Source organism: Paenarthrobacter sp. GQ52 (assembly GCF_059759005.1).
In genome coordinates this window covers 284,785-308,015 of the sequence record NZ_JCAXEJ010000004.1, presented here as the reverse complement: position 1 = coordinate 308,015, position 23,231 = coordinate 284,785, and the positions used below count along the sequence as shown (strand labels likewise).

The 23,231-nt window shown below is 62.2% G+C and carries 21 protein-coding genes and 1 pseudogene; 9 read left to right on the top strand and 13 right to left on the bottom strand.

What is annotated here, in order from left to right:
• Positions 1-228, bottom strand: a pseudogene (locus AC6CH8_RS08610) (HNH endonuclease); the annotation flags it as partial.
• 147 nt (positions 229-375) lie between these two features.
• On the opposite strand from AC6CH8_RS08610, the gene AC6CH8_RS08605 reads away from it, so the two are divergent.
• Together AC6CH8_RS08605 and AC6CH8_RS08600 are read left to right on the top strand one after the other, a co-directional pair.
• Positions 376-1,572, top strand: coding sequence for an MFS transporter (locus AC6CH8_RS08605; protein ID WP_498189958.1), 1,197 nt, complete (start codon positions 376-378; stop codon positions 1,570-1,572).
• The gene (locus AC6CH8_RS08600) at positions 1,569-2,057 is read left to right on the top strand and encodes a cyclophilin-like fold protein (RefSeq protein WP_498189957.1); all 489 of its coding nucleotides are present in this window, start codon (positions 1,569-1,571) and stop codon (positions 2,055-2,057) included. The genes AC6CH8_RS08605 and AC6CH8_RS08600 overlap by 4 nt, the downstream gene beginning before the upstream one ends.
• 58 nt (positions 2,058-2,115) lie before the next feature.
• Here AC6CH8_RS08600 and AC6CH8_RS08595 read toward each other — a convergent pair whose 3' ends face one another.
• Both AC6CH8_RS08595 and AC6CH8_RS08590 read right to left on the bottom strand, forming a co-directional pair.
• Entirely contained in the window at positions 2,116-3,012 is an 897-nt protein-coding gene (locus tag AC6CH8_RS08595; protein WP_498189955.1) for a helix-turn-helix transcriptional regulator, read from the bottom strand.
• Positions 3,013-3,077: 65 nt separating this feature from the next.
• Positions 3,078-3,953 carry a universal stress protein gene (locus AC6CH8_RS08590; RefSeq protein WP_498189954.1) on the bottom strand — a complete coding sequence of 292 codons (876 nt, stop codon included), beginning with the start codon at positions 3,951-3,953 and terminating at the stop codon, positions 3,078-3,080.
• A gap of 106 nt (positions 3,954-4,059) precedes the next feature.
• Here AC6CH8_RS08590 and AC6CH8_RS08585 point away from each other — a divergent pair, with 106 nt between their 5' ends.
• Positions 4,060-4,725, top strand: coding sequence for a TenA family protein (locus AC6CH8_RS08585; protein WP_498189952.1), 666 nt, complete (start codon positions 4,060-4,062; stop codon positions 4,723-4,725).
• On the opposite strand, the gene AC6CH8_RS08580 is transcribed toward AC6CH8_RS08585, so the two are convergent.
• Entirely contained in the window at positions 4,722-5,300 is a 579-nt protein-coding gene (locus AC6CH8_RS08580; RefSeq protein WP_498189950.1) for a dihydrofolate reductase family protein, read from the bottom strand. The genes AC6CH8_RS08585 and AC6CH8_RS08580 overlap by 4 nt on opposite strands.
• 334 nt (positions 5,301-5,634) lie before the next feature.
• Between AC6CH8_RS08580 and AC6CH8_RS08575 the strand changes: the two genes are divergently transcribed.
• Positions 5,635-8,184, top strand: a complete 2,550-nt coding sequence (locus AC6CH8_RS08575; RefSeq protein ID WP_498189965.1) for a GH32 C-terminal domain-containing protein — start codon at positions 5,635-5,637, stop codon at positions 8,182-8,184.
• 63 nt (positions 8,185-8,247) lie between these two features.
• Here AC6CH8_RS08575 and AC6CH8_RS08570 read toward each other — a convergent pair whose 3' ends face one another.
• Positions 8,248-8,541: a putative quinol monooxygenase gene (locus AC6CH8_RS08570; protein ID WP_091464988.1), complete on the bottom strand. Its 294-nt coding sequence runs from the start codon at positions 8,539-8,541 to the stop codon at positions 8,248-8,250.
• Between the two features lie 37 nt (positions 8,542-8,578).
• A complete protein-coding gene (locus tag AC6CH8_RS08565) occupies positions 8,579-9,589 on the bottom strand; it encodes a LacI family DNA-binding transcriptional regulator (protein ID WP_498189948.1) in 1,011 nt (336 codons plus the stop codon).
• 175 nt (positions 9,590-9,764) lie between these two features.
• Here AC6CH8_RS08565 and AC6CH8_RS08560 point away from each other — a divergent pair, with 175 nt between their 5' ends.
• The 4 genes from AC6CH8_RS08560 (at position 9,765) to AC6CH8_RS08545 (ending at position 13,877) form a co-directional block, all read left to right on the top strand.
• Positions 9,765-10,877, top strand: a complete 1,113-nt coding sequence (locus tag AC6CH8_RS08560) for a substrate-binding domain-containing protein (protein WP_420179944.1) — start codon at positions 9,765-9,767, stop codon at positions 10,875-10,877.
• Positions 10,878-10,962: 85 nt separating this feature from the next.
• Positions 10,963-12,009 carry an ABC transporter permease gene (locus AC6CH8_RS08555; protein WP_420179943.1) on the top strand — a complete coding sequence of 349 codons (1,047 nt, stop codon included), beginning with the start codon at positions 10,963-10,965 and terminating at the stop codon, positions 12,007-12,009.
• Positions 12,006-12,800 carry an ATP-binding cassette domain-containing protein gene (locus tag AC6CH8_RS08550; protein ID WP_091464985.1) on the top strand — a complete coding sequence of 265 codons (795 nt, stop codon included), beginning with the start codon at positions 12,006-12,008 and terminating at the stop codon, positions 12,798-12,800. Before AC6CH8_RS08555 ends, AC6CH8_RS08550 begins: the two co-directional genes overlap by 4 nt.
• A 120-nt stretch (positions 12,801-12,920) precedes the next feature.
• Positions 12,921-13,877, top strand: a complete 957-nt coding sequence (locus AC6CH8_RS08545; RefSeq protein ID WP_498189963.1) for a carbohydrate kinase family protein — start codon at positions 12,921-12,923, stop codon at positions 13,875-13,877.
• 12 nt (positions 13,878-13,889) lie between these two features.
• Here the strand turns inward: AC6CH8_RS08545 and AC6CH8_RS08540 are convergent, their stop codons facing one another.
• From AC6CH8_RS08540 to AC6CH8_RS08510, 7 genes are all read right to left on the bottom strand, one after another.
• Positions 13,890-14,669, bottom strand: coding sequence for an enoyl-CoA hydratase (locus AC6CH8_RS08540; RefSeq protein ID WP_498189945.1), 780 nt, complete (start codon positions 14,667-14,669; stop codon positions 13,890-13,892).
• 45 nt (positions 14,670-14,714) lie between these two features.
• The gene (mmsB, locus tag AC6CH8_RS08535; RefSeq protein WP_420179941.1) at positions 14,715-15,656 is read right to left on the bottom strand and encodes a 3-hydroxyisobutyrate dehydrogenase; all 942 of its coding nucleotides are present in this window, start codon (positions 15,654-15,656) and stop codon (positions 14,715-14,717) included.
• Between the two features lie 11 nt (positions 15,657-15,667).
• The gene (locus AC6CH8_RS08530) at positions 15,668-16,729 is read right to left on the bottom strand and encodes an enoyl-CoA hydratase/isomerase family protein (protein ID WP_498189944.1); all 1,062 of its coding nucleotides are present in this window, start codon (positions 16,727-16,729) and stop codon (positions 15,668-15,670) included.
• A complete protein-coding gene (locus tag AC6CH8_RS08525; RefSeq protein ID WP_498189942.1) occupies positions 16,729-18,228 on the bottom strand; it encodes a CoA-acylating methylmalonate-semialdehyde dehydrogenase in 1,500 nt (499 codons plus the stop codon). Before AC6CH8_RS08525 ends, AC6CH8_RS08530 begins: the two co-directional genes overlap by 1 nt.
• A gap of 121 nt (positions 18,229-18,349) precedes the next feature.
• Positions 18,350-18,922 (bottom strand): hypothetical protein, encoded by a 573-nt coding sequence (locus AC6CH8_RS08520; RefSeq protein ID WP_498189940.1) that lies wholly within the window; start codon positions 18,920-18,922, stop codon positions 18,350-18,352.
• A 43-nt stretch (positions 18,923-18,965) separates the two neighbouring features.
• Positions 18,966-20,372 carry a cryptochrome/photolyase family protein gene (locus AC6CH8_RS08515; protein WP_498189938.1) on the bottom strand — a complete coding sequence of 469 codons (1,407 nt, stop codon included), beginning with the start codon at positions 20,370-20,372 and terminating at the stop codon, positions 18,966-18,968.
• 92 nt (positions 20,373-20,464) lie between these two features.
• Positions 20,465-20,800, bottom strand: coding sequence for a hypothetical protein (locus AC6CH8_RS08510; protein ID WP_498189937.1), 336 nt, complete (start codon positions 20,798-20,800; stop codon positions 20,465-20,467).
• A gap of 277 nt (positions 20,801-21,077) precedes the next feature.
• Here AC6CH8_RS08510 and AC6CH8_RS08505 point away from each other — a divergent pair, with 277 nt between their 5' ends.
• Complete coding sequence (locus AC6CH8_RS08505) at positions 21,078-23,231, top strand: amylo-alpha-1,6-glucosidase (RefSeq protein ID WP_498189935.1); 2,154 nt, start codon at positions 21,078-21,080, stop codon at positions 23,229-23,231.

Sequence of the window (23,231 nt, the reverse complement as noted above, 5' to 3'; positions counted from 1 at the left end):
ACGCTGGGCAAGATCAAAAGCCACAGCAACCCGCGCCTGCAAAGCGGTAATGGCCGACTTCATCTCCTCCAAAACCCGCAACTGCTCAATCAAGTCCCCACTCACAGAGCCGGACTGAACCGCGCCAGTGCTGACTGGAACCGCGCCGCGCTGAACAGCATCCGCAACCACGGGAGCGCGCCCAAGCGCCACTATCGCGCCCGCCTGCCTATCCCCAATCCGCTCCATGCCCTAACTCTGGCAGCAGCCACCGACAATATAACGCCAGTGTTCCCAATGGGGCCCGATGACCTTTTTGCCAAGCGAGGGAGTCCCTCGGAGGACCTCCCTCAAGCGGGTCTCCCTAACACTCTCTAAACCTGATGTTCTGAAGTCATGACCACAACCATTTCCTCCACCAAGACCCGTCGTTTGCCACTGGTGACCTACGTTCTGGCGGCCGGAGTGTTCCTCATGGGGACCACCGAGTTCATCGTTGCGGGCATACTGCCTGAGATTGCGGGCGATCTTGGGGTGTCCGTGGCAAGTGCCGGCCTCATGATCACGGTCTTTGCGGTGGGCATGATCGTCGGCACCCCCACAATGTCCATCCTGACCCTGAAGCTGCCCCGGCGTCTGACGCTGAGCCTCGCGCTTGTTGTCTTCGCTGTGGGCCACGTGGTTGTTGCCCTTACTTCCGACTTCACGCTGATCCTGGTGGCTCGTTTCGTCACGGCACTGGCGACTGGCGCTTTCTGGGCGGTAGCCGCCGTCGTGGGTGCTAAAGCTGCAGGTGCGGCTTCAGCGTCCCGGGCGCTGGGCGTTGTCCTGGGGGGTGGCATGCTCGCCAACGTGGTCGGTGTGCCGCTGGGGGCCTTCGCAGGCCAGGTAATTGGCTGGCGTGGCCCATTCTGGGCTTTGGCTGTTCTTGCTCTGGCGGCGGCCGTGGTGGTGTACCGGCTGGTCCCGGCAAGCCCCGAAACCGGGCCCACTCCCTCCGTGCGGGCAGAGCTTGCCAGCATGCGTGACGCCAGGGTCTGGCTTGTCCTGGCGGGCTGCGCGATCGTGTGCGGATCGTCCTTGGCTGCCTACAGCTTCATCTCTCCGCTGCTTACTGAGAACACGGGTCTGGCCGCTTCCGTGGTTCCGTTGGTTTTGGTGGCCTACGGTGTGGGGGCGTTCATCGGCTCCAATCTTGGAGGTCACTTCGGCGCACACCACCCCTATCCGGCACTGTTCATCTCTGCGGGTATGACGTTGCTGGTGCTGGGTGCCCTTTCCCTGTTCTCCCACTACGCCGTGATGACAGTGGTCCTGATCTTCTTGCTAGGGCTCTTCGGGATGGCCACCAACCCGATTCTGATCGGCAAAGCCGTTGGTTATGCCGGCCACGCGCCCACCCTTGCGTCGGCGCTCAGCACCTCAGCGTTCAACCTCGGTACGGCCGTGGGATCGTGGGTCGCCGGTTACGCCTTGGAGTCCGCGCTTGGAGCCACGGGACCTGTGCTGGTGGGAACAGGCATTGCCGCGCTCTACTTCGCGCCGCTCACAATGTTGATGCTCAAGGATCGTAAGGAAGGCGCCCGGCCATGAAGCGCCGCACCGCCGGAGTACTGTTGCTGGCGTTGGCGGTCGTCAGTTGCAGCCCGTCTCCCACCGGCGAAGCTACCCCGAGTTCGGCCAGTGCGACATCCAGCCCTGCTGCCGGCAGCGTCGTAGGTACCGTAGTCCGCTTCAGCGCCGGCTCGGTATCTCTGGACGTGACCATCGGTGAAGACAACCCCACTACCCGGGACTTTCTGAGCATGCTGCCACTCACCGTCACCATGGAAGAGTTTGCCGGCCGGGAGAAGATCGCGGACCTGCCCAGGCCCCTCCACTATGAAGGGTCTCCCGGGTCGGACCCTGAGGACGGCGACCTCATCTACTTCGTGCCCTGGGGAAACCTCGGTTTCTACTACAACACTTCGGGGATCGGTTTCTCGGACCAGACCATCCACTTGGGCCGCTATAACGCGACGCCGGACGAGCTTGCGCGCTTCGAGGACCAGGAGGTTCGTGTGGAAGTCAGCCCATGACCGACCGGCATCGACGATAAAGCGTGCGGCAGCACCGCCGTCGTCAGCTGTCCTGCAGTCAGCTGTCCGTCCGTGACTTCTCGGACGCAGGCTGGACGCCCTGTCCGTATTCGCTGGCCGCCCAGGAGGACAGCAACTGAAGGCGCTCGGCCGACGGCGACCCGGGTTCCGCCGCGTAGATGGTCAGGGTCAGCCCGGGTTCGGCGGCCATTTCCAAGCCCTCGTACGCGAGTGTCATCTCGCCCACGATCGGATGATTGAACGTTTTGAAACCCGTTCCGTGATGCCGGACGTTGTGCGCACCCCAGCGTGTGCGGAACTCATCGCTGCGGGTGCTCAGTTCACCAATAAGATCGTGCAGTTCCTTGTTGTGCGGGTCGCGTCCGGCCTCGGTGCGAAGGATTGAAACCGTCACCTCCGCAAAGGCGCCCCAATCCGGGTAGAACTCATGCGCGCGATCATCCAGAAACGTGAATCTGGCGATGTTGGGCGCCTGCCCCGGCATGTCGTAGCAATCCTTATAAAACGCCCGGGCCAAAGGGTTCACCGCCAACAGGTCCATGCGACCATTCCGGACAAAAGCGGGTCCGGCCGTAACAGCATCCAGCGCCCACTGCAGGCTCTCATGGGGAACGTACGATTTCGAATTCCGGCGCCGCGGGGGTCTGGCAACAGGACTGGCCGCGTGGGCGAGATCGAACAGATGTGCCCGCTCAGCGTCATCCAGGTTCAGCGCCCTGGCGATGCTCTCCAGTACTTGTGGGGAAGCTCCGCTGATGGCACCCCGCTCCAAGCGGGTGTAATACTCCACGCTCAACCCGACAAGGGTAGCCACTTCGCTGCGACGCAGCCCCTTGACCCGCCGGTTGGATCCCGTGGGCAACCCAACCTGCTCCGGGGCCACGTGGGCCCGCCGGGAAATCAGAAATTCGCGTACTTCCGCCCGATTGTCCATGGACTCCACCATAGATCCGGTCCATCGCCGGAGGGAGTCCCTGCGAGGACCTCCAAAAATGGCGGCTACGTGGCCTCGGACGTGGCCTTGCGACGTGAAACCAACACGGGACTGTGGGCATGGTGAAGCACGGCATGCGCCGTGGAGCCTATGGTGCCTTTGATCAGGCCATGGCCCTTGGTCCCCACCACCGTGAGGCGTGCCCCTTGAGAAGCCTTGACCACGGCCCGGGAGAATGAAGCATCAACCAGCAACTCGCCGGCCACGGTGACTCCGGGCGCTTTGTGGCGTGCCCGGCTCAGCACAGCGTCAAGCATCGCTTCAGCGTCCGGGTAAGCTTCCACAGGCTCGCGCAACCGTCGGTACCCCTCCGGTTCGTGCAGTACGTGGACGATCATGAGGTCGGCACCCGTTGCTGCCGCGAAAAGACAAGCGTCGTCGAGGGCTGCCGGGGATCCCGAGTCATCAACTGCAAGCAGCACCGGACCCTCCGGGTGGTCATCTGCGCGGATCACTGCCACCGGGCACTCTGCGGTTGCTGCCATCTCCAAACTCACGGAGCCCACCAGCAAGCCCATGAACCCGCCAAGTCCCCGGCTTCCGAGTACCAACATCTCTGCACCCACCGAGACGTGGGCCAGATGATCGCGTGGCATCCCATGAAGCAAAGTGCTGTGGACTTCCAGCTCGGGGACGGTCTCTTTGGCGAGAGCCATCCCCTCTTCGAGGACTTTTTGAGCCGCCCTTTCCAGACCGCTATCGGCTACACCGGGAACGGGACCCAGGTTGTGGGACACGAGAATCCACAAGGAACAGTGCACAACGTGGAGGGAACAGTCCCGCAGGATCGCGTGCTTGGCGGCCCATTGGACGGCGCGGTGTGATTCTTCGGATCCGTCATAGCCAACCACGATCGTCTTCGATGCGCGCTCGTTCGTCATGGCCCGAGCCTACGCTGGCACAGGGACCGGCACCATAGCGTAACGCCGGCCTCCACGGAGCGGTACGCTGCTAGGCTCCGATGCTGACACCTCAGGAGGAAAAACCGTGGGCTTTGCCAATGAACTCAAGAACCAGACTGCCGGGGACTGGGACGCCGCCGTCAACCATCCATTCGTGGACCAGCTGCTCGACGGGTCTCTTTCGGACGAGAACCTGCGCCGCTACCTCGTCCAGGATTACCAGTTCTGCGATGCCTTCACCGCCCTCCTGGGCCAAGCTGTCGCATCGGCACCTTCGCTGGCTTCGCGGTTGGTGTTTGCCCGGGTTCTCGGGGCTTTCGCTTCGGACGAGAACACGTACTTCCAGGATTGCTTCAATGAACTCGACGTCCCCGAGGCGGATCGAACCGCACCCGCGCTGGGATCTGCCACCCGGGATTTCGACAACCTGATGCGCAGCGCCCTCGCTACCCGCTCCTACCCGGAAGTCCTGGCAGTGCTGTTGGTTGCGGAGTGGCTCTACGGAGACTGGGCTGCCCGCGCCGGGGACACCAGTGAATGGCCCGCCCACGCAAAGCATGCCGAGTGGATCCGCCTCCACAACAACCCGGAGTACAACGCATGGGTGACCTGGCTACGCAACGAGTTCGACGCCGTCGAACCTGCCGACGCCGCTGCACGCGAGCGCGTAGCCGCCACCTTCGCTGAAGCGGTGCGGCTGGAGCGCGCGTTCTTCGACGCTGCGCTGATGCCGGCGGAGGCTGCGATTTAGCCCCGCTGCCGCACCGTGTAGCTGAGCTCCACCAGGCCTTGGTCATAGCTGTTCACGTCCACGAGCTTCAACAGGGCAGGATCATGTCCGGCCGGGAACACGCCCCTGCCTGAGCCCTGGCCCAGCGGCATCACCACAAGCCGGACTGCGTCCACTTCTCCGGCGGCGAAGAACGTCTGGCCGAGCGACAAGCTTCCCCAGAGAACGATGTCCTTTGCGGACTCGCGTTTGATGCGACGAATGTCCTCGATCGCGTCGCCGGATTCAACGGTCGACGGCGGGAAGTCGCCCCAAGGGGCCTCCTTCAGGTGGCGTGAAAACACGTGGCGTCGCAGGCCATTGAGGGCTGGAGCGATGATCTCGCCCTCGGAGGCGTCGGTAGGCCAGTATTCAGCAAAGTACCTGTACGTATTGGCGCCCAAAACCATTGCCTCCACACTGCCGAGCCATTCGAGCTGGGCACGGTCAAACTCGGCCGTTCCACCTTCCAGCAGTTCGTAGGCTTTGAACTCGTTGTTGGTGTCGGCGGCGTATCCGTCGGCGGTAACGAAATCCTGGACGATCAGCTGTCCCATGAGCGACTCCTCGATCCGATGATGGCCCGCAGGAGCCTACGCCGCGAAGCACAAGCCGACAACCCCTGGCGGTTCCCTTATCGGTGACCAAACTGTATCTGACAACGGTGTCTGAGTAGTTGGGTCTTTAGATAGACCTGAACATAGCTCTAAAAACCGTTGACTTGTCCGCTGGACTTATCGTAGCTTTTCCCTCATTGACAACGTTGTCTAGATGGGGATGGGCACGCGCGATGAAGGGCGAACGAGGAGAACAATGACTAAATCCACTATGAGCAGGATGCGAACAGCGACGTCTGCGTTGACGCTGGCGGGCCTGACACTTTCGGGCATCATGGCCGGCATGGCACCAGCGTCTGCGGCACCGGAAGTGGGAAGCGAGGACTTTCGACCTGCTTACCACTACACGCCAGCGAAGAACTGGATGAACGACCCCAACGGAATGGTTTTCCATAAAGGCGTCTATCACCTGTTCTATCAGCACAATCCCTCCGGCAACACGTGGGGGAACATGTCATGGGGACACGCGACGTCGAAGGACTTGGTGCACTGGCAGGAGCAGCCCTTGGCCCTGTCCACCGACGCGCAGGAAGATGTCTTCTCCGGCAGCATCGTGGTTGATAAGGACAACACCACGGGCTTCGGGACGAAGGAAAACCCCGCGCTGGTGGCCATCTACACCAGCGCATATAAGGAGCCCTCCCCGCACCGGGGCCTGCAGGCCCAGTCCCTGGCCTACAGCCTGGATGATGGCCAGACTTGGACGAAGTACTCAGGAAATCCTGTGCTGAACCGCAATTCAGCCAATTTCCGGGACCCAAAGGTCTTCTGGCACGACAACCCGTCCGGCGGTGGCTACTGGGTCATGACCGCAGTCGAATCACAGGATCACAAGGTTCTCCTCTACAAGTCCGACAATCTCAAGGACTGGACTTCCCTGAGCGAATTCGGGCCCGCCAACGCGACCGGCGGCCAGTGGGAATGCCCTGATTTGTTCCCGCTCGCCGTGGATGGGGATCAGAACAATATCAAGTGGGTCATGGTGGTCAATATCAATCCCGGCGGAGTCGCGGGAGGCTCGGCTGGACAGTACTTCGTGGGCAACTTCGACGGCACCACCTTCACCTCCGAGACCACCGAACCAGTGGCCGAGGCACCTGCCGGCACTGTCCTGGCAGGCTTCAACGACGGAACCTACAACGGGTGGACCACAAACAACGAACCAGGCAACTGGAAGAACGGTCCTTTCGGTGACGCTCCCGCCTCAGGTTCCCTCCCCGGCCAGAGTCCGGTGACTGGCTTCGGCGGAACAGGACTGATCAACTCATTCAACGACGGCGACTGGCCGATGGGTTCCATGCAGTCACCCACCTTTACCGTGACCGACGATTACCTGAACTTCCTGATCGGCGGCGGCAAGCACCCCCACGTCTCCGACAAACTGGACAACACCCCGCCCCCGGGAGAACTGAAGTTTGATGGTTTCGAGCTTCCCGAAGGCACAACGCTGGCCACTGCCGGCTGGACCGGGACAGGCGACCTCACTCCCAGTTTCCAGCCGGCCACCAGTGGCGGGGACTACTACATTGGCGCTAAGCGAATCAACACATTCGAAACCGGCACCGTGCCCGGAGATGACCGCCAAGGCACCCTGACCTCCCCCGAATTCCCCATCACAAAGGACTTCATGTCCATGCTGGTTGGAGGCGGCTACCGTACGGCGGACTCCGGCCAGACCCTGGCGGTCCAGCTACTCGTCAACGGCCACGTGGTCCGCTCCCTGGCAGGCGATAACGCGGGGCTGCTGAACTGGAAGGGCTGGGACGTTTCGGAGTTCGCGGGGCAGAACGCACAGCTGCGGATCGTTGACGAAGCAACCGGCGGATGGGGCCACTTGACCCTTGACCACGTCATGCTCACTGACAGTGCCGCTGTTCCCAGGTCCGATGAAGAAACGGTGAACCTGGTCGTCAACGGACAAGTGGTCCGTACCGCCACCGGCAACGACAGTGAAACCTTGGATTGGGCTTCATGGGATGTCAAGGAATTCGTTGGTCAGCAGGCGCAGATCAAGGTTGTGGATAACAACCGATTCGGCTGGGGCCACATCCTCGCGGATGAGTTCACAGCCAGCTCCACCGCTGCGAAGTCCCGGCTCGAGTCGTATGACTGGCTGGACTACGGACGTGACTACTACGCAGCCGTTTCCTTCTCGAACATGCCTGATAACAAGCGGGTCATGCTCGGCTGGATGAACAACTGGGACTACGCCAACAACATCCCCACCAACCCTTGGCGCAGCGCCATGGCACTGCCCCGAGAGGTGCAGTTGACGCAAACACCCGACGGTCCACGCCTTGCCCAAAATGTGGTCAAGCAGGTGGACAAGCTTGCGACAAAGCCCAGCTACGCGGACAAGAAGGGCGGCGCCATCATGGCCGGAACAACCCCGCTGCCCGCGGCTGCTTCAGGCCAGGTCCAGCGCGTGGACATCACCTTCGCACCAGGCACGGCGAAAAAGTCAGGAATCACCGTACTGGGTGACGGAGCCTCCTCCACCGTGATCGGCTACGACTCCACCACCGGGAAGGTGTTCGTTGATCGCACAAACTCGGGAAACACCACTTTCCACCCGACCTTCGCCTCCATTGAGGACGCCCCTGTCACCCTGGACAAAAAGGGCAATGTCACCCTGCGGGTTTATGTAGACCGCTCTTCGGTGGAAGTATTCTCCGGCGACGGTCTCCGGACCATTACGGATCAAGTATTTCCCAACGCCGGAGCGGACAAGATGGCGCTCTTCGCGGAAGGTGGGACAGCGCAGCTGAAGTCCCTCACTGTTACCCCCATGGAAGGATCAATGTTCCTTCCCGGAAAGAAGTAACACACCGCCCGTAGCAGGAACGGCGGCCGGCTTTCGCCAGCCGCCGTTCCTTTGCCTTTACAGCTACATCAGTGGTTGCAGCCAGGTCAGGACTGATCCTTCACCTTCGATGTGTTCGGTAAGTTCCGCGTTGAACTCCCGGCCGTAGTCGGCGCCGATGTGCTCCTGGAAGGCTTGCTCGTCCCGGTACACCTCGAAGACGAAGTACTCCCGCGGGTTGGTTTCACGCGTGTAGGGCAAGAACATCACGTTCCCCGGTTCGTTACGGACGTGTCCCGCAAGGGTTGCCATCATTTCCGCAACGCGGGCTTCACTGCCTTCCTTAACGGTGAACTCTGCATACAGTGTTTTGGTCATGGACTGTCCTTTGCTCGGTTGATTTCGGAGTGTTCTGCTATTTGCCCGAGTCAGCTTGGGGTCGGATTTCACCGGAACCCCGCTGTATCAGTTCCGTTGGGATGACATATGTTCGGGCGGGGCTCTCGTCGCCGTCGATCCTCGCGAGGATCCGTTCAGCCGCAAGCTTGCCGATGCGTTCAGGATGCTGGGCGATCACAGTGATCCCGGGGTCCATCATGTCGGCCAGGGTGAAATCATCAAATCCGATGAGAGCAACCTCGTGGTGCAGCCCAAGGGCTTTCAGCGCCCGCATGGCGCCAAACGTCACCAAGTTTTGACTGGAGAAAATCGCCGTCGGCGGGTTCTCTGAGGTGAGCAGTTCGTGAGCCGCCTGAAATGCGGTTTCTTCATCATGCAGATTCTCACGAACGGCGACGCCGGAGGTGGAAATGCCTGCTCGTCCGACGGCGTCCAGGAATCCTGTCCGACGCCTCCCCGCGGTTTGAATATCCGTTCGGTCGCCAAGGTAAGCCAGCCGGGTATGTCCATGCTGGATGAGATGGGCCGCCGCCTTTGCCGCGCCAAGTTCATTGTCAGTGACTACCGCGTCAGCCTCAATGCCCGCGGGCTCACGGTCAATGAATACCAGCGGCAGATCGCGGGAGTGCTCCGGGATCATGTACGCCTGGCTCTTGGCGATGGTAGTCAGCACAAGCCCGTCGACCCGGCGTCCCAGGAAAGCTGAAATGAGCTTCTTCTCCCGGTCAGGATCGTCATCCAGGCTGGCAGCGAAGACGGCAATTCCGCGCACGGCCAAAGCGTCTTCCATGGCCCTGTGGATCTCGCCACTGAACGGGTTGGACACGCTCGGGAGCAGCAGGCCGATGGACTGGGTCTTGCGTCCGGAACGCTTCAGGCTGCCCGCTGTGATGTCCAGCTGGTACTGGAGCTGTTCGGTGGCCCGCATGACGCGCTGGCGGGTGGCCTCGGAGACTCCCGGCTCGTCGTTCACTACCCGGGAGACCGTTTTGATTCCAACCCCGGCAAGATCCGCCACGTTCTTCATCGTCGGACGCTTGCGTCCGGAGTCGGATTGGTAACGATTAGACACCGTTGTCAATTAACTGCTCCTCCACTTGATTTAACACTTGACTCTATCGTGTGAGCTTGCTTACATGTTACCTGACAACGTTGTCAGCCGCAGAAGATGCGCCGCCAACAGCCACAAAACAGGAGTTTCAATGTTGAGTTCCAAAGTAACCCGGTCCGCCCGGACCCGTTTTCTTGCCGCAGGCGCAGTCCTGACGCTCGGCGCGCTTAGCCTGACCGCCTGCGGCGGCAGCTCCTCCCCTTCCTCCAGCGGGGGCTCCGATGAGAAGATCGGCGTCTCGCTGATCGTCAAGACCACTTCCAACCCGTTCTTCGTTTCCATGCAGGACGGCGCGAAGAAGGCCGCAGAGGCCGACGGCGTCGATCTCAAGCTTGCTGCCGGCAAGGCCGACGGCGACGAGGACACCCAGATCCAGGCCATTGAGAATGCGATCTCCAAGGGTGACAAGGGAATTCTCATCACCCCCAATGGCCCGTCCGTCGTAGATGCCCTGAAGAAGGCCAAGGACGCCGGCCTGTTCGTCATCGCCCTCGACACTCCCCCGGACCCGGCCGACGCCGCAGACATCACCTTCGCCACGGACAACTTCAATGCCGGCGAGCTCATCGGCAAATGGACCGCCCAGCAACTGGCGGGCAAGAAGGCCGTCATTGCCCTCATTGACCTCTTTGACGACAAGGTGGTCTCGGTGGACTACAACCGCGACCAGGGCTTCCTGACCGGCCTCGGAATCGACACCGCGGATAAGAAGAAGAACGGCGACGAAGCCAAGACAGGAACGTACACCGGAGGCAAGGGCGGCGAGTACGAAATCGTCGGTAGCCAGGCATCCCAGGGCGCCGAAGACGGTGGACGTACCGCGATGGAAACCCTGCTGGCTAAGAACCCCAATGTCAACGTTGTCTACACGATCAACGAGCCGGCTGCAGCAGGTGCCTTCGAGGCCCTGAAGTCCGCGGGCAAGGAAAAGGATGTCTTGATCGTTTCCGTTGACGGCGGCTGCACCGGTGTGAACAACGTCAAGTCCGGTGTGATCGGCGCAACCGCACAGCAGTACCCGGTCAAGATGGCCGAGATGGGCGTGAAGGCCATCGTTGAGCTGGCAAAGACCGGTAAGAAGCCGGCCAACTCCGAGGGCCTGGACTTCTTCAACACCGGCGTTGAACTCGTCACTGACAAGCCGGCCGACGGCGTCAAGAGCATCACCACCACCGAGGCATCCCAGGTCTGCTGGGGCAAATAACCACTCCAGACGCGGGGAGATGCACCAAGCAGCATCTCCCCGCGTACCAGCAGTTACAGAACATGGAAGTTCAGGAGCAATCTAAGTGACCCAGCAACAGACCGCCGGCCCCCCGAGCGCGGGGCATGCTGATTTGGCCGAGGAATTCCTCGACCGACAGACCCCCCTCAGCAGAATCCGCAACATTCTCCACCGTTACCCAGCCCTCAGCCCGGCCATTGTTCTGCTGATCGCCGTGGTGGTCTTTGGGCTCCTCAATGACCGGTTCCTCCGCGTTGAGAACCTGTCCCTGATCACTCAGCAGGTGGCCGTGGTCGGCACCCTGGCGATCGCCCAGACCTTGATCATCCTGACCGCCGGTATTGACCTCTCCGTGGGTGCAGTAATGATCCTGTCCTCAATGGTGATCGCACAGCTCGCGGTCAGCAACGGCATTCCAGGGCCAATTGCGCTGATTGCCGGCCTCGCCGTCGGGCTGGGATCCGGTGCTCTCAACGGCTTCCTGGTCACAAGGTTCCGCCTCCCACCGTTCATCGTCACGCTGGGTACTTTGAACATCTTCATCGCTTTGACGCTGCTCTACTCCGGTGGAAGCACCGTGCGTGGCTCGGCTATGCCGGACATGCTCACCTGGCTCGGCAGCACCTTCCCGATTGGGCCCGTCCGGATCTCCACTGGCGTGGTCATGATGCTTCTCCTCTACGTGGCCATGGCATTCATCCTGGGCAAGACCGCCTGGGGACGGCACGTCTACGCTGTGGGCGATGACAAGGAAGCCGCCCGACTGGCCGGTATTCCCGTCAACCGCGTCCTGATGAGCGTCTACCTTGCCGCCGGCGCAGTCCTGGCCGTCGGCGCATGGATCCAGATCGGCCGTACCAATGCCGCCAGCCCGAACGCTGGCGTCGATCTGAACCTGGACTCCATCACCGCCGTCGTGATTGGCGGCACCAGCCTCTTCGGCGGCCGCGGCTCGATCTGGGGTTCGCTGCTCGGAGCGCTGATCGTTGGTGTCTTCCGCAACGGCCTCTCCCTCGCCGGCTTGGACGTCCTCTATCAGACCCTCGCTGTAGGCATCCTGATCATCATTGCCGTATCCGTCGATCAGTGGATCCGAAAGGTCAAGTCATGACCACCACAGAATTTGAAGCTTCCCGCGCCGAAACCCGCGAGCCCATCCTCAAGGCCAGGAACCTCGTCAAGACGTTCGGCCGCGTGGTCGGTCTGGACGGCGTCAGCCTGGACCTCTACCCCGGCGAAGTACTGGCCGTCATCGGCGACAACGGTGCCGGTAAGTCCACCCTCATCAAATGCCTCACCGGCGCCGAAATTCCCGATACCGGCGAACTCTTCGTCTCCGGACAGCAAGTGCACTTCAAACGGCCGCAGGACGCCCGCGTCCACGGCATCGAAACCGTCTACCAGAACCTGGCTGTTTCCCCGGCCTTGGATGTTGCCTCGAACCTGTTCCTCGGCCGGGAAGAGCGCCTCCCCGGCCCCTTGGGAAGCCTGTTCCGGATGCTCGACACCAAGGGCATGCGCAGGAAAGCCAAGGAAGAACTGACCCGATTGGGAATCTCCACCCTGCAGGATGTGACCGTACCGGTGGAGAACCTTTCCGGTGGCCAGCGTCAGGCCGTAGCCGTGGCCCGCGCAGCGGCCTTCGGGTCCAAGGTGGTGGTTCTTGACGAGCCGACAGCCGCTTTGGGTGTACGCGAATCCAACCAGGTGCTCCAGCTCGTCCGCGACCTCCGCGACCGAGGCCTGCCGGTGATCCTGATCAGTCACAACATGCCTCACGTGTTTGACGTTGCAGACCGCATCCACATCCAGCGCCTGGGCAAATGCGCAGCGACCATCACCCCGCAATCCCATTCTATGACTGACGCAGTCGCCATCATGACAGGTGCAGCCAAGGCCTAACGGCACGCCGCACGTTCCATCCAATCGGAACCCATGTCTCCGTCCGCGGACCTGCAAACAGGTCCGCGGACGGACCCATACCTCCGCCGTCCCACCAATGATCCGAGCGAAAGAACCGAAATGCACAACACCTACCCGGGCGGCTCCGTCCAAAACCCACTGGACGTTCTCGTCATTGGCGAAGCCTTGGTGGACATTGTGAACACCCGGGAAGGAAGCATCAGCTACCCTGGCGGTTCTCCCGCAAATGTCGCCTACGGCCTGGGTCGGCTCGGGGTAACCACTGGGCTGCTCACGGCAATCGGCGACGACCACTACGGCACTGCCATCACCACCCACCTTCACAGCGCAGGTGTCCAGTTACTCCCCGGATCGAAGTCCCTTCAGCGCACCGCCACCGCCACCGCAACACTCGCAGCGGACGGCTCGGCCAGCTACGAGTTCGACATCCTGTGGGAGCTTCCCCCCGTAGCACCGGCCATGATCCCGAAAGTCCTCCATGCCGGATCCATCGCCACTTTCCTGGCGCCGGGAGCCACCACTGTTCGGTCCCTCCTCGAACAAAGCCACGACTCCTGCCTGGTCACTTACGACCCCAACATCCGCCCGGCCCTCCTTGGCAGCCACTCCGAAGCGAAGCAGATCTTCGAGGACCTGATCCCCCTCACGGACGTGGTCAAACTCAGCGACGAAGATGCCCATTGGCTGTATCCCTCATCCTCGCTGGACGAAGTAGCGTCCCGAGTACTCAAACTCGGGGCTCGGCTTGCCGTTATCACCCGAGGCGCTGAAGGCGCGCTACTTGCCACATCCGGGACACGCCTGAACATCCCATCAGTGAAGACCGCCGTTGCAGACACCATCGGCGCCGGCGACTCCTACATGACAGCGCTCATCTCTGAACTGTTGACCAGGGGCGAAAAGGCGTTCGCACCAGCAGTCCTCGAGATCATCGGACAGACCGCAGCCGCGGCCGCAGCCATCACCGTTAGTCGGCCCGGCGCCAACCCTCCGACCTCCGAGGAACTTCAAATGCGGCTGGACGGACTCAAGCAGCAGCCACTCGCTGCCGTATAGCCCGTTCCCGCCTTACCTGTGCTTGAACTCCGGTTGGCGCTTCTCGCTGAACGCGGCCATGCCTTCCTTCTGGTCCTCGGTGGCGAAGAGTGAGTGGAACACGCGGCGCTCAAACAGAACACCCTGCGCCAGACCCATCTCGAAGGCTGCGTTCACGGCTTCCTTGGCCACCATCGCTGCGGGCTTGGACTTGGACGCGATGACTTCGGCAGCCTTGAGTGCTTCGTCGATCACCTCGACTGCAGGGACCACCCGCGAGACCAGACCGGAGCGTTCGGCTTCGTCAGCGTCCATGAACCGGCCAGTCAGCACCATGTCCATGGCTTTGGCTTTGCCCACGGCCCGGGTCAACCGCTGCGAGCCACCCATTCCAGGGATAACGCCGAGGTTGATCTCAGGCTGGCCGAACTTGGCGTTGTCCCCCGCGATGATGAAGTCGGCCATCATGGCCAGTTCGCAGCCACCACCCAAGGCAAAACCGGACACGGCAGCAACAACCGGGATACGCAGCCGCGTGAGATCCTCCCAACGCCGGAACCAGTCCGCCGCATACATTTCCATATAGCTGTTGGAGGACATTTCCTTGATGTCAGCACCTGCAGCAAAGGCCTTGGCGGATCCCGTGATCACCACGGCGCCAACGTCGGGATCAGTGTCCATGGCCGTCACTGCGTCCACGAGTTCGTTCATGAGGGCGGTATTCAACGCATTCAACGCCTCCGGCCGGTTCAGCGTCACCAAGCCAACCCGTCCCCGACGTTCAACCACAATGTTCTGGTACTGCTCAGTCATGCTCTCCCTCTCCGCCAAGCTCGTCATAAGTTCAGTTCCAACCTCTCACACGGACTTGTCGCGGATTTCCGTGATGATGCCCGAGAAATCCCTTCCAGCGCCTTCACCTGCGGCAAAGGCGTCGTAGATACGTGAGGCCAAAGGACCCATTTCCGCTGCAACGCCCGTGCTTTCCAACGCATTCACAGCCAGGCGCAGGTCCTTGGCCATCAACGCGCCGGCAAAGCCAGGCTGATAGTCGCGGTTAGCGGGGCTTGTGGGAACCGGCCCGGGAACAGGACAGTTGGTGGTTAGTGCCCAGCACTGGCCGGACGCGTTGGAGGCGACGTCGAATAATGCCTGGTGCGTGAGCCCGAGCTTCTCGCCGAGCACGAATGCTTCGGCAACGGCGATCATGGACACGCCCAGGATCATGTTGTTGCAGACCTTGGCAGCTTGCCCTGCACCGTGATCTCCGCAGTGGACGATCCTCTTACCCATGAGCTCCAAAATGGGCTTCACGGTCTCAAAGTCCTCCGGCAAAGCGCCCACCATGAAGGTCAAGGTGCCGGCTTCGGCCCCCACCACGCCACCTGAAACGGGGGCGTCCACTGAACGGTGACCGGCTTCCAACGCGATCACAGCGGCCTCACGGGCTTCATCAACGTTGATGGTGGAACAGTCCAGGAACAGTGTGTTCGGCTTCGCGATGGACAGCAGGCCGGGCCCGTCCACCCCGCGATAGGCATCCAGGACGTGCTTGCCGCTGGGCAACATGGTCAACACCACGGCCGCCTCCGCAGCAGCTTCATGCGCCGTGGCGGCCATGGGGATCCCGTGAGCCAAAGCTGCCTCGACGGCCGCCGGAACGGGGTCGTAACCGATCACGTCGTGTCCGGCCTTGATCAGGTTGGCCGCCATGGGACCACCCATATGGCCCAGGCCCAGGAAAGCGATGAGTCCCGTTGCCGGGGCTTGGATATCTGACATAGCTGCGTTCTCTGTCATGATGGTCTCCTTCAATTCGACTGGACTCGACTGGCTGAAAGCCCCAGTTCCCGTTCGCCGAGCGGCGCAAAGTAGCCCTCGACGTCGGCCTCCCGGACTTCGGCGAGAGTGGCCGGTTTCCACTGCGGGTTGCGGTCCTTGTCCACCACCTGCGCGCGGATGCCCTCCCGGAAATCGGGTCCGGCCAGGCAGCGCAGGCCCACTCGGTATTCCTGATCCAACGCCTCTTCCAAAGAGAGTCCACGGACCCGCCGCAGCGACTCAAGCGCCACCTTTACCGACGTCGGCGATTTGGCCTCTATCGTGTCAGCGGCAGCTACGGCCTCGTCGCCCAAAGCGCGCATGCCCCGGACGATCTCTTCCGCATCCTCATGGGCGTAAGCAGCGTCGATCCACTCCCGCTGCGCCGCCAACGCTGACTCCGGCCCGGCTTGGGCAAAACGCTCGACGGCGGCCTCCGCCGTCGAGCTTTCCAACGCTTCCGCCAGCGCGGGCAGCTCGGACGACAGCACGAAGTGATCCGCGAGACCCAGGAACAGTGCGTCCGCGCCGGACAAGTGCGCCCCCGTCAAAGCGGCGTGCGTTCCTGCCTCCCCCGGCGAACGTGAAAGCAGGAGGGTCCCGCCGACGTCGGGCACGAATCCAATGGTGGTTTCGGGCATGCCGGTGCGCGTCCGCTCGGTGACCACGCGAACCGAGCCGTGCGCAGAGACGCCCACGCCGCCACCCAGGACGAGCCCGTCCATGAATGCAACGTACGGTTTGGGGTAGTGCGAGATCAGCGCGTTGAGCCGGTATTCGTCAGCCCAGAAGTCGGCTGTCGCGGTGCCACCGTGCAACATGTCCTTGTAGATGGCCACGATGTCGCCGCCGGCGCACAGCCCGCGGTCGCCCGCCCCGCGCACCAGGACAGTGGCAACGGCGTCATCGTCAGCCCATGCGGTCAGCTGCCGGAGCATGGCTTTCACCATTCCATCGTTCAGCGCATTGACTGCCTTCGGGCGGTTGAGGGTCACGATGCCGAGGTGGCCGCGACGCTCAAAGAGAACGTCTTCTGTTTCCAAGGCCCCCATCAGCTGCCTGCCGGCATGATGAAGCTGGCGCCTTGGCGAATGCCGGAAGGCCACCGCGACGTCACGGTTTTGGTCTTGGTGTAGAAGCGGAATGCGTCGGCGCCATGCTGGTTGAGATCGCCGAAACCGGACGCCTTCCAGCCGCCGAACGTGTAGTACGCGATCGGCACTGGGATGGGCACGTTGATGCCCACCATGCCTACCTCTACCCGGCTGGCAAAGTCGCGGGCAGAGTCGCCGTCGCGCGTGAAAATGGCGACGCCGTTGCCGAACTCGTGCTCGCTGCAGAGCCTGAGCGCTTCGTCGTAGTCAGCCGCGCGCAGCACGCTGAGGACGGGACCGAAGATCTCTTCCTTGTAGATCTTCATGTCCTTGGTGACGTTGTCGAAAAGCGTTGGGCCCACCCAGAAGCCGCCGTCGTAGCCGTCCACGGTGAGGCCTCGACCATCGGTGACCAGTGTTGCTCCTTCGTCCACGCCGGATTGGATGTAGCCTTCGATCCTTTCCTTGGCAGAAGCAGCCACCACGGGACCGAAGTCCGAATCCTTGTCCAGGCTGTGTCCCACCTTCAGGTCCTTCACACGCTCGGTCAGCTTGGCCACCAATGCGTCTGCGGTTTCCTGGCCAACAGGCACGGCAACGGAGATCGCCATGCAGCGTTCGCCTGCGGATCCGTACCCGGCACCAATCAGGGCGTCGGCAGCCATGTCCAGATCGGCGTCGGGCATGATCACCATGTGGTTCTTCGCACCGCCGAAGCATTGGGCGCGCTTGCCGTGCGCAGCTGCTGTGGCGTAGATGTATTGGGCAATGGGGGTGGATCCCACAAAGCCGATGGCCTTCACCCGAGGATCTTCGAGCAGCGCGTCCACGGCTTCCTTGTCGCCGTTGATCACGTTGAAAACACCGTTCGGCACGCCGGCTTCGCTGTACAGCTCGGCGAGGCGCAGCGGCACGGAGGGGTCCCGTTCGGACGGTTTAAGGATGAAGGCGTTGCCGGCTGCGAGCGCCGGGCCGGACTTCCACAGCGGGATCATGGCCGGGAAGTTGAAGGGCGTAATGCCCGCGACGACGCCGAGTGGCTGGCGGAGCGAATGGACGTCGATCCCCTGGCCGGCGTTGTCCGAGAATTCGCCCTTCAGCAGATGCGGTGCCCCGGCGGAGAACTCAACGACCTCGACGCCGCGCTGGATGTCGCCCTTGGCGTCGGCGAAGGTCTTGCCGTGCTCGGAGGACAGTAGCTTTGCGAGTTCGTCCATGTTCTGGTTGACCAGGTCCACGAACTTGAGCAGGATGCGTCCCCGGCGTTGCGGGTTCATTGCCGCCCATTCGAGCTGACCCTTTTCGGCATTTGCGACGGCGTTGCGAACCTCGTCCGCGCTGGCCAGCGGAAGCCGCGCCTGGACTTCGCCCGTGCAGGGATCGTAGACATCACTGAACCGACCGGACGTGCCTTCGATCCTCTGGCCGTCTACGTAGTGGGAAAGCTCGCGCACCATGGTGGAATGCTCCTTTGCATCGTGAATGACTGCCGTGCCGCCGGGTGCTGGGACCGTTGCGGAACACGTGACCAACTGTGATCCAGGTCATCTCTGAATCCGAATATACTCGGACTTCCTACTAATTTCCAGAGGGGTATTTTTCTGCCCCGGGGCTCCCACCCACCACGTCCGTGCGGGCAGGCCAGCGGCCGGTCACCTTGTGGAAATCGATCGCCGTCATGAGGGGTGTCACGTCGAAGGTGCGGATATTCAGGCTGAGCTTCGCTCCATTAACCGACTTGACCGTCAGGATCGGCTGCCCTTTCATCACTTGGACCCGGTAGTGCGCAATGTCGCTGTAGGGAACTACATGTTCCTTGCCGAGCACGGTACGGAAGGCAACCTCATGGGCCCGCGGAGCCACGTACCAGTTGCGGTACATCAGCACGAAAGCCAGGCCGCCCAGGAGGATGGCACCCGCAGTGATGCGGGCACCCAAGGGAGAAGGAGCATAGGCGAACGAGACCAAGCTCATGAGGAGGCCGAAAACAAAGAACAGCCAGCCGATGAAGGGCACCACTTTGGGCAGGCGCACCTGTTCCGGATACTCCTTGGACCTGTTGGGGTGCTTCCGGGCCCACCAGGCACCTACAGCAAGGAGCACTGCAACGAGTGCCCCGATGACGAGCTTAAGGATGAGTTCGGTTGACATGCCCCCCAGCCTATAGTCGGCCCTGCAGCAACCTCCGGAGCCCTTAGTGGACTTCCCTCATTTCCTTGTACGCTTCCAGCGCTTCCGCACGGGTGGTCTTGAGGTCCACGATTCCCTCCGGGTAGTCCGGTGTTCCGAACTCGGGAATCCAGTGGGCGATGTACTTCCCCTGGGGATCGAACTTCACGCGCTGGGCCTCCGGATTGAAGATCCTGAAGAACGGCGAGGCATCCGCCCCGGAGCCGGCTACCCATTGCCAGTTGGCCGGATTCGACGCCGGATCGGCGTCCACCAGGGTGTCCCAAAACCATTGCTCCCCCAGCTGCCAATGAATGCCCAGGTTCTTCACCAGGAAACTCGCGGCAACCATACGGACGCGGTTGTGCATCCAGCCCGTATGCCAAAGCTGCCGTTGCCCCGCGTCCACCATGGGGAAGCCGGTGCGGCCCTGCTGCCAGGCCCGGAATTCCTCCGGCGCTGACTCGTGGCCGGGATGCTTGCCGGTATTGTTGCTGCTGCCGTTATGGTTGGTGCCCGGCCACGCCCAGGGAAAGCGATCAAACTCCGGGCGAAGGTTTGCCGTTGCGAGGCTTGGATTGTGGAAGTACTGGTGCCAGCAGAACTCGCGCCAACCCAACTCGGAAGCATAGATAGAGGCGCTTTCGGACCGCTTGGAGCCCAGAGCGTGCCATACCTCAAACGGGCTCAACTCACCCCAGCGCAGATAGGGAGACAGGCAACTGCTGCCGTCTGTATCCGGACGGTTGCGGCCCTCGCTGTAGTTGGAGAGGCCGCCCGCCACGAACGTGGCGAGCCGCTTGTGCCCGGCGGCAGCGCCCGGCGTCCACATTTCGGCCAATCCGCCGGACCAGTCCGGCTTGGTGGGAAGCAGTTGCCACGATTCCAAGTGGCCATGGGCTGGCAGTTTTCCGGAGAATCCGTGCCCCGCTTCCGGAACGGCCAGCGGCTCCCGGAAGTCCTCCGCAGAAACAGTCCGCCAGAAAGGGGTGAAGACCTTGTATTGCCCACCCGTTTTAGTGGTCACTTCCCACGGCTCGTGGAGCAGGGAAGCCTGAAAACTCGAGACATGCAGTCCCGCGTCGCCCGCCCAGGCCTTGATGCCGGCGTCGACCGTTCGCTCAGCGGAACCGTACCGCCGGTTCCAGTACAGCCCTCCGGCACCAATCGCCGTGGTGGTTTCCCGAACCACGTCGGCTGCAGGTCCGCGGCGGAGCAGCAGGGGAACACCAAGCTTGTCCAGATCCTCACGGAGGGCGGTCAGCGAGTGGTGGAGCCACCAGCGCGCGGCGCCGCCGTGGGGACGGATACCCGGCGATTCTTCGTCAAGGACGTAGAGGGCAACGGCCGCGCCGTCGTCGACGGCGGCACGCAAGGCCGGGTTATCGGCGACCCTCAGATCGTCGCGAAACCAAACGATGGACGGTTTCATTAGAGCCTTTCAGCGAGAACCTCCGGAAACAGGAACAGCCCATGCCCCCTAAGAATCCTAGGGGCATGGGCTGAATACTTGCTGGAATGGGATCAGGCGATGGATGCCACCGCTTGGCGAATTTCGGAAACCGGGATGTCGGTGGCGGTTTCGCTCCACAGTGGAACACTGTTGACCACGTAGTCCCGCGCGGCTGCACCTACCATGCTCATGCCGGGATAAATTCTCTGGCCACTGACCTTGATGGGTTTCAGTCCCTGGAGTTCCAGGGCTGTCTTGAAGGCGGAGTCGGGGATGGGGATTTTGCGTCCGAGAACGCACCAGCTGATGTACAGGCCGTAGAAAGTGTCAAAGTCCAAGCCGTTCTCAGTGTCATCCTCAAACACCACACAGTCGCGAATAAAGCTGCCAATTTGGGTGTCGGTCATTACGGGGCCTCCGGCGTCGGAAGAAATGCGGGCCGCCGGGCTGCATCAGCGAATGTCCTATCCCTCACTATAGACCCGTTCTGGTCGCCCGGAAGAGGAAAAGAGATTAACTCTGGGTTGCGGGAGTGATTGTCATCCGCAGATGCGCCGGGCATGGCAGGGCTCTGGTGCCCGCACCCACTCCGGCGTACCGTCTTTTACATCCATGCAGAAGGTCGCCCCCTGAGCGGCCGCTAAAGCTCAAGCGATCCGCAAGCTCACTGATAAGGAGCATCACGTGGCTGGATGGAATGCTGACACCGCAGCGGGGCCGCTGGGCTCCGGAACGGTCACGTTGGTGGAAGGCTCGTCCTTCTGCATTTCCGCTGCAAACGGGGACATCCACCCCGAACTTCCCCACGGCGTCTTCCATCTGGACACCCGGATACTCTCCCGATGGGAGCTGACCATCAACGGCCAAACGATCGAACCCTTGGCAGCTGAAACCCGGGAACCTTACCGCGCCCTCTTCGCAGGCCGGGTACCGCGGTCGGACGGGTACGCGGACAGCCCGTTGCTGGTGGAACGCTTACGGGAAGTCGGGGCAGGAATCCTGGAAGAGATCACCGTCCGGAATTACTCCAAGCGGCCTGCAGAGTGCCGGATCCTGCTGACTGCCGAATCGGATTTCGCGGACCTCTTTGAAGTGAAGGAAGCCCGAATAACCCGGGAGTGGACGGAAACCCGCGTCCCGGGAGGCGATTCCTTGGAGATCCGCGGAAAGTGGGAGGGTATCCGGAAGAGCGTCGTGATCCGGGCCGAGGGCGCCGGCGCAGGAGCCAGGGCGTTGGGCTTCACGGCCAAGATTCCAGCTTCCGGCAGCTGGAGCACCCGCGTGAGCGTCGTCCCCACCCTCGACGGCGCAGGGACGCCGTTCGCCCATCCGGCCCGCGGGGAGTTGTCTCCCAGCGATCGTCGCCGGGAGGAATGGGTGGCCAAGATCCCCCGCCTGCAGGTGGCCAATCGTTCCATCGAACGCACCCTGAGGCGCAGCTACGAAGACCTGGGCGCGTTGCGGATCCAGGATCCGGACCATCCGAACAGGGTGGTTGTTGCGGCCGGGGCACCCTGGTTCATGACGTTGTTTGGCCGCGACTCCTTGTGGGCGTCAGAGATGGCACTGCCCGTTGACCCGTCTCTGGCATTGGGAACCCTCCGCACGCTGGCTGATCGTCAGGGAACGGTAGTGGACACCAACAGCGAGGAAGAACCGGGCAAGATCCTGCATGAAGTTCGGCTGGACGTCTCCAGCGGCTTGGCCCTGGGCGGCAAGTCCGCGTACTTCGGCAGCGTGGACGCCACTCCCCTGTTCGTCATCGTCCTGGGTTCCGTCAGCCGGTGGGGCTTCGCCAAGGATGTGATTGCGGAGCTCCTCCCCAATGCGGATCGCGCGCTCGAGTGGATCAGGGACTACGGCGACCGGGACGGCGACGGCTTTGTGGAGTATGGGCGTCCCAACGAGCACGGCCTCATCAACCAGGGCTGGAAGGACTCCTGGGACGGCATCAACTTTGCCGATGGCACCATTGCCGAGCCGCCACTGGCGCTGTGCGAAGTCCAGGCATACGTGCATGGTGCCTATATGGCGCGCGCTTGGATGGCTTACGACGACGGCGACCTCACCTTGGCAGCCGAGCTTCGGGAACGCGCGGATCGCCTCAAAAAGAAGTTCAACGAGGAGTTTTGGCTCCCGGACAAGGGCTACTACGCGGTGGCCTTGGACAAGGACAAGCGACCCGTGGATGCGTGTGCTTCAAACATGGGGCACTGCTTGTGGTTTGGGCTGGTGGATGAAGACAAGGCACCCCTCGTGGCGGAGCGGCTCATGTCCCCGGAAATGTTCAGCGGCTGGGGCGTCCGGACACTGGCCAGCGACATGGGCGCCTACAACCCTGCCAGCTACCACAATGGGTCGGTCTGGCCACATGACAACGCCCTGATAGCGGCGGGGCTGCTCCGCTACGGCTACGTGGAGGAAGCGCAGCGCATTGCCACGGCCCTCCTTGAGGCTGCCGAGTTTTCGGGCGGCAGGCTCCCCGAACTGTTCTGCGGTTTTGACCGCGGACAGTTCAGGGAGCCGGTGCCGTATCCGACTGCCTGCTCCCCGCAGGCATGGGCTGCCACCACTCCCATCCAGCTGATCACCGGACTCATGCGTTACGACGCCCACATTTCCCTGGGCGGCGTCTGGCTGGATCCGGTATTGCCGGAATCTTACGGTGACCTGCACATCAGCAATGCCCCCATGGGGAGCGGGCGCATCACCATTGATGTCACCGGCTCTACATCCCAGGTGCAGGGACTTCCGGAGGGCCTGACACTCCACCGTGCGCAACGGCCTTGGATCACCGAGCTTGTGGAAAAGGCCGAGCTGCGGCGGACAGAACCCTAA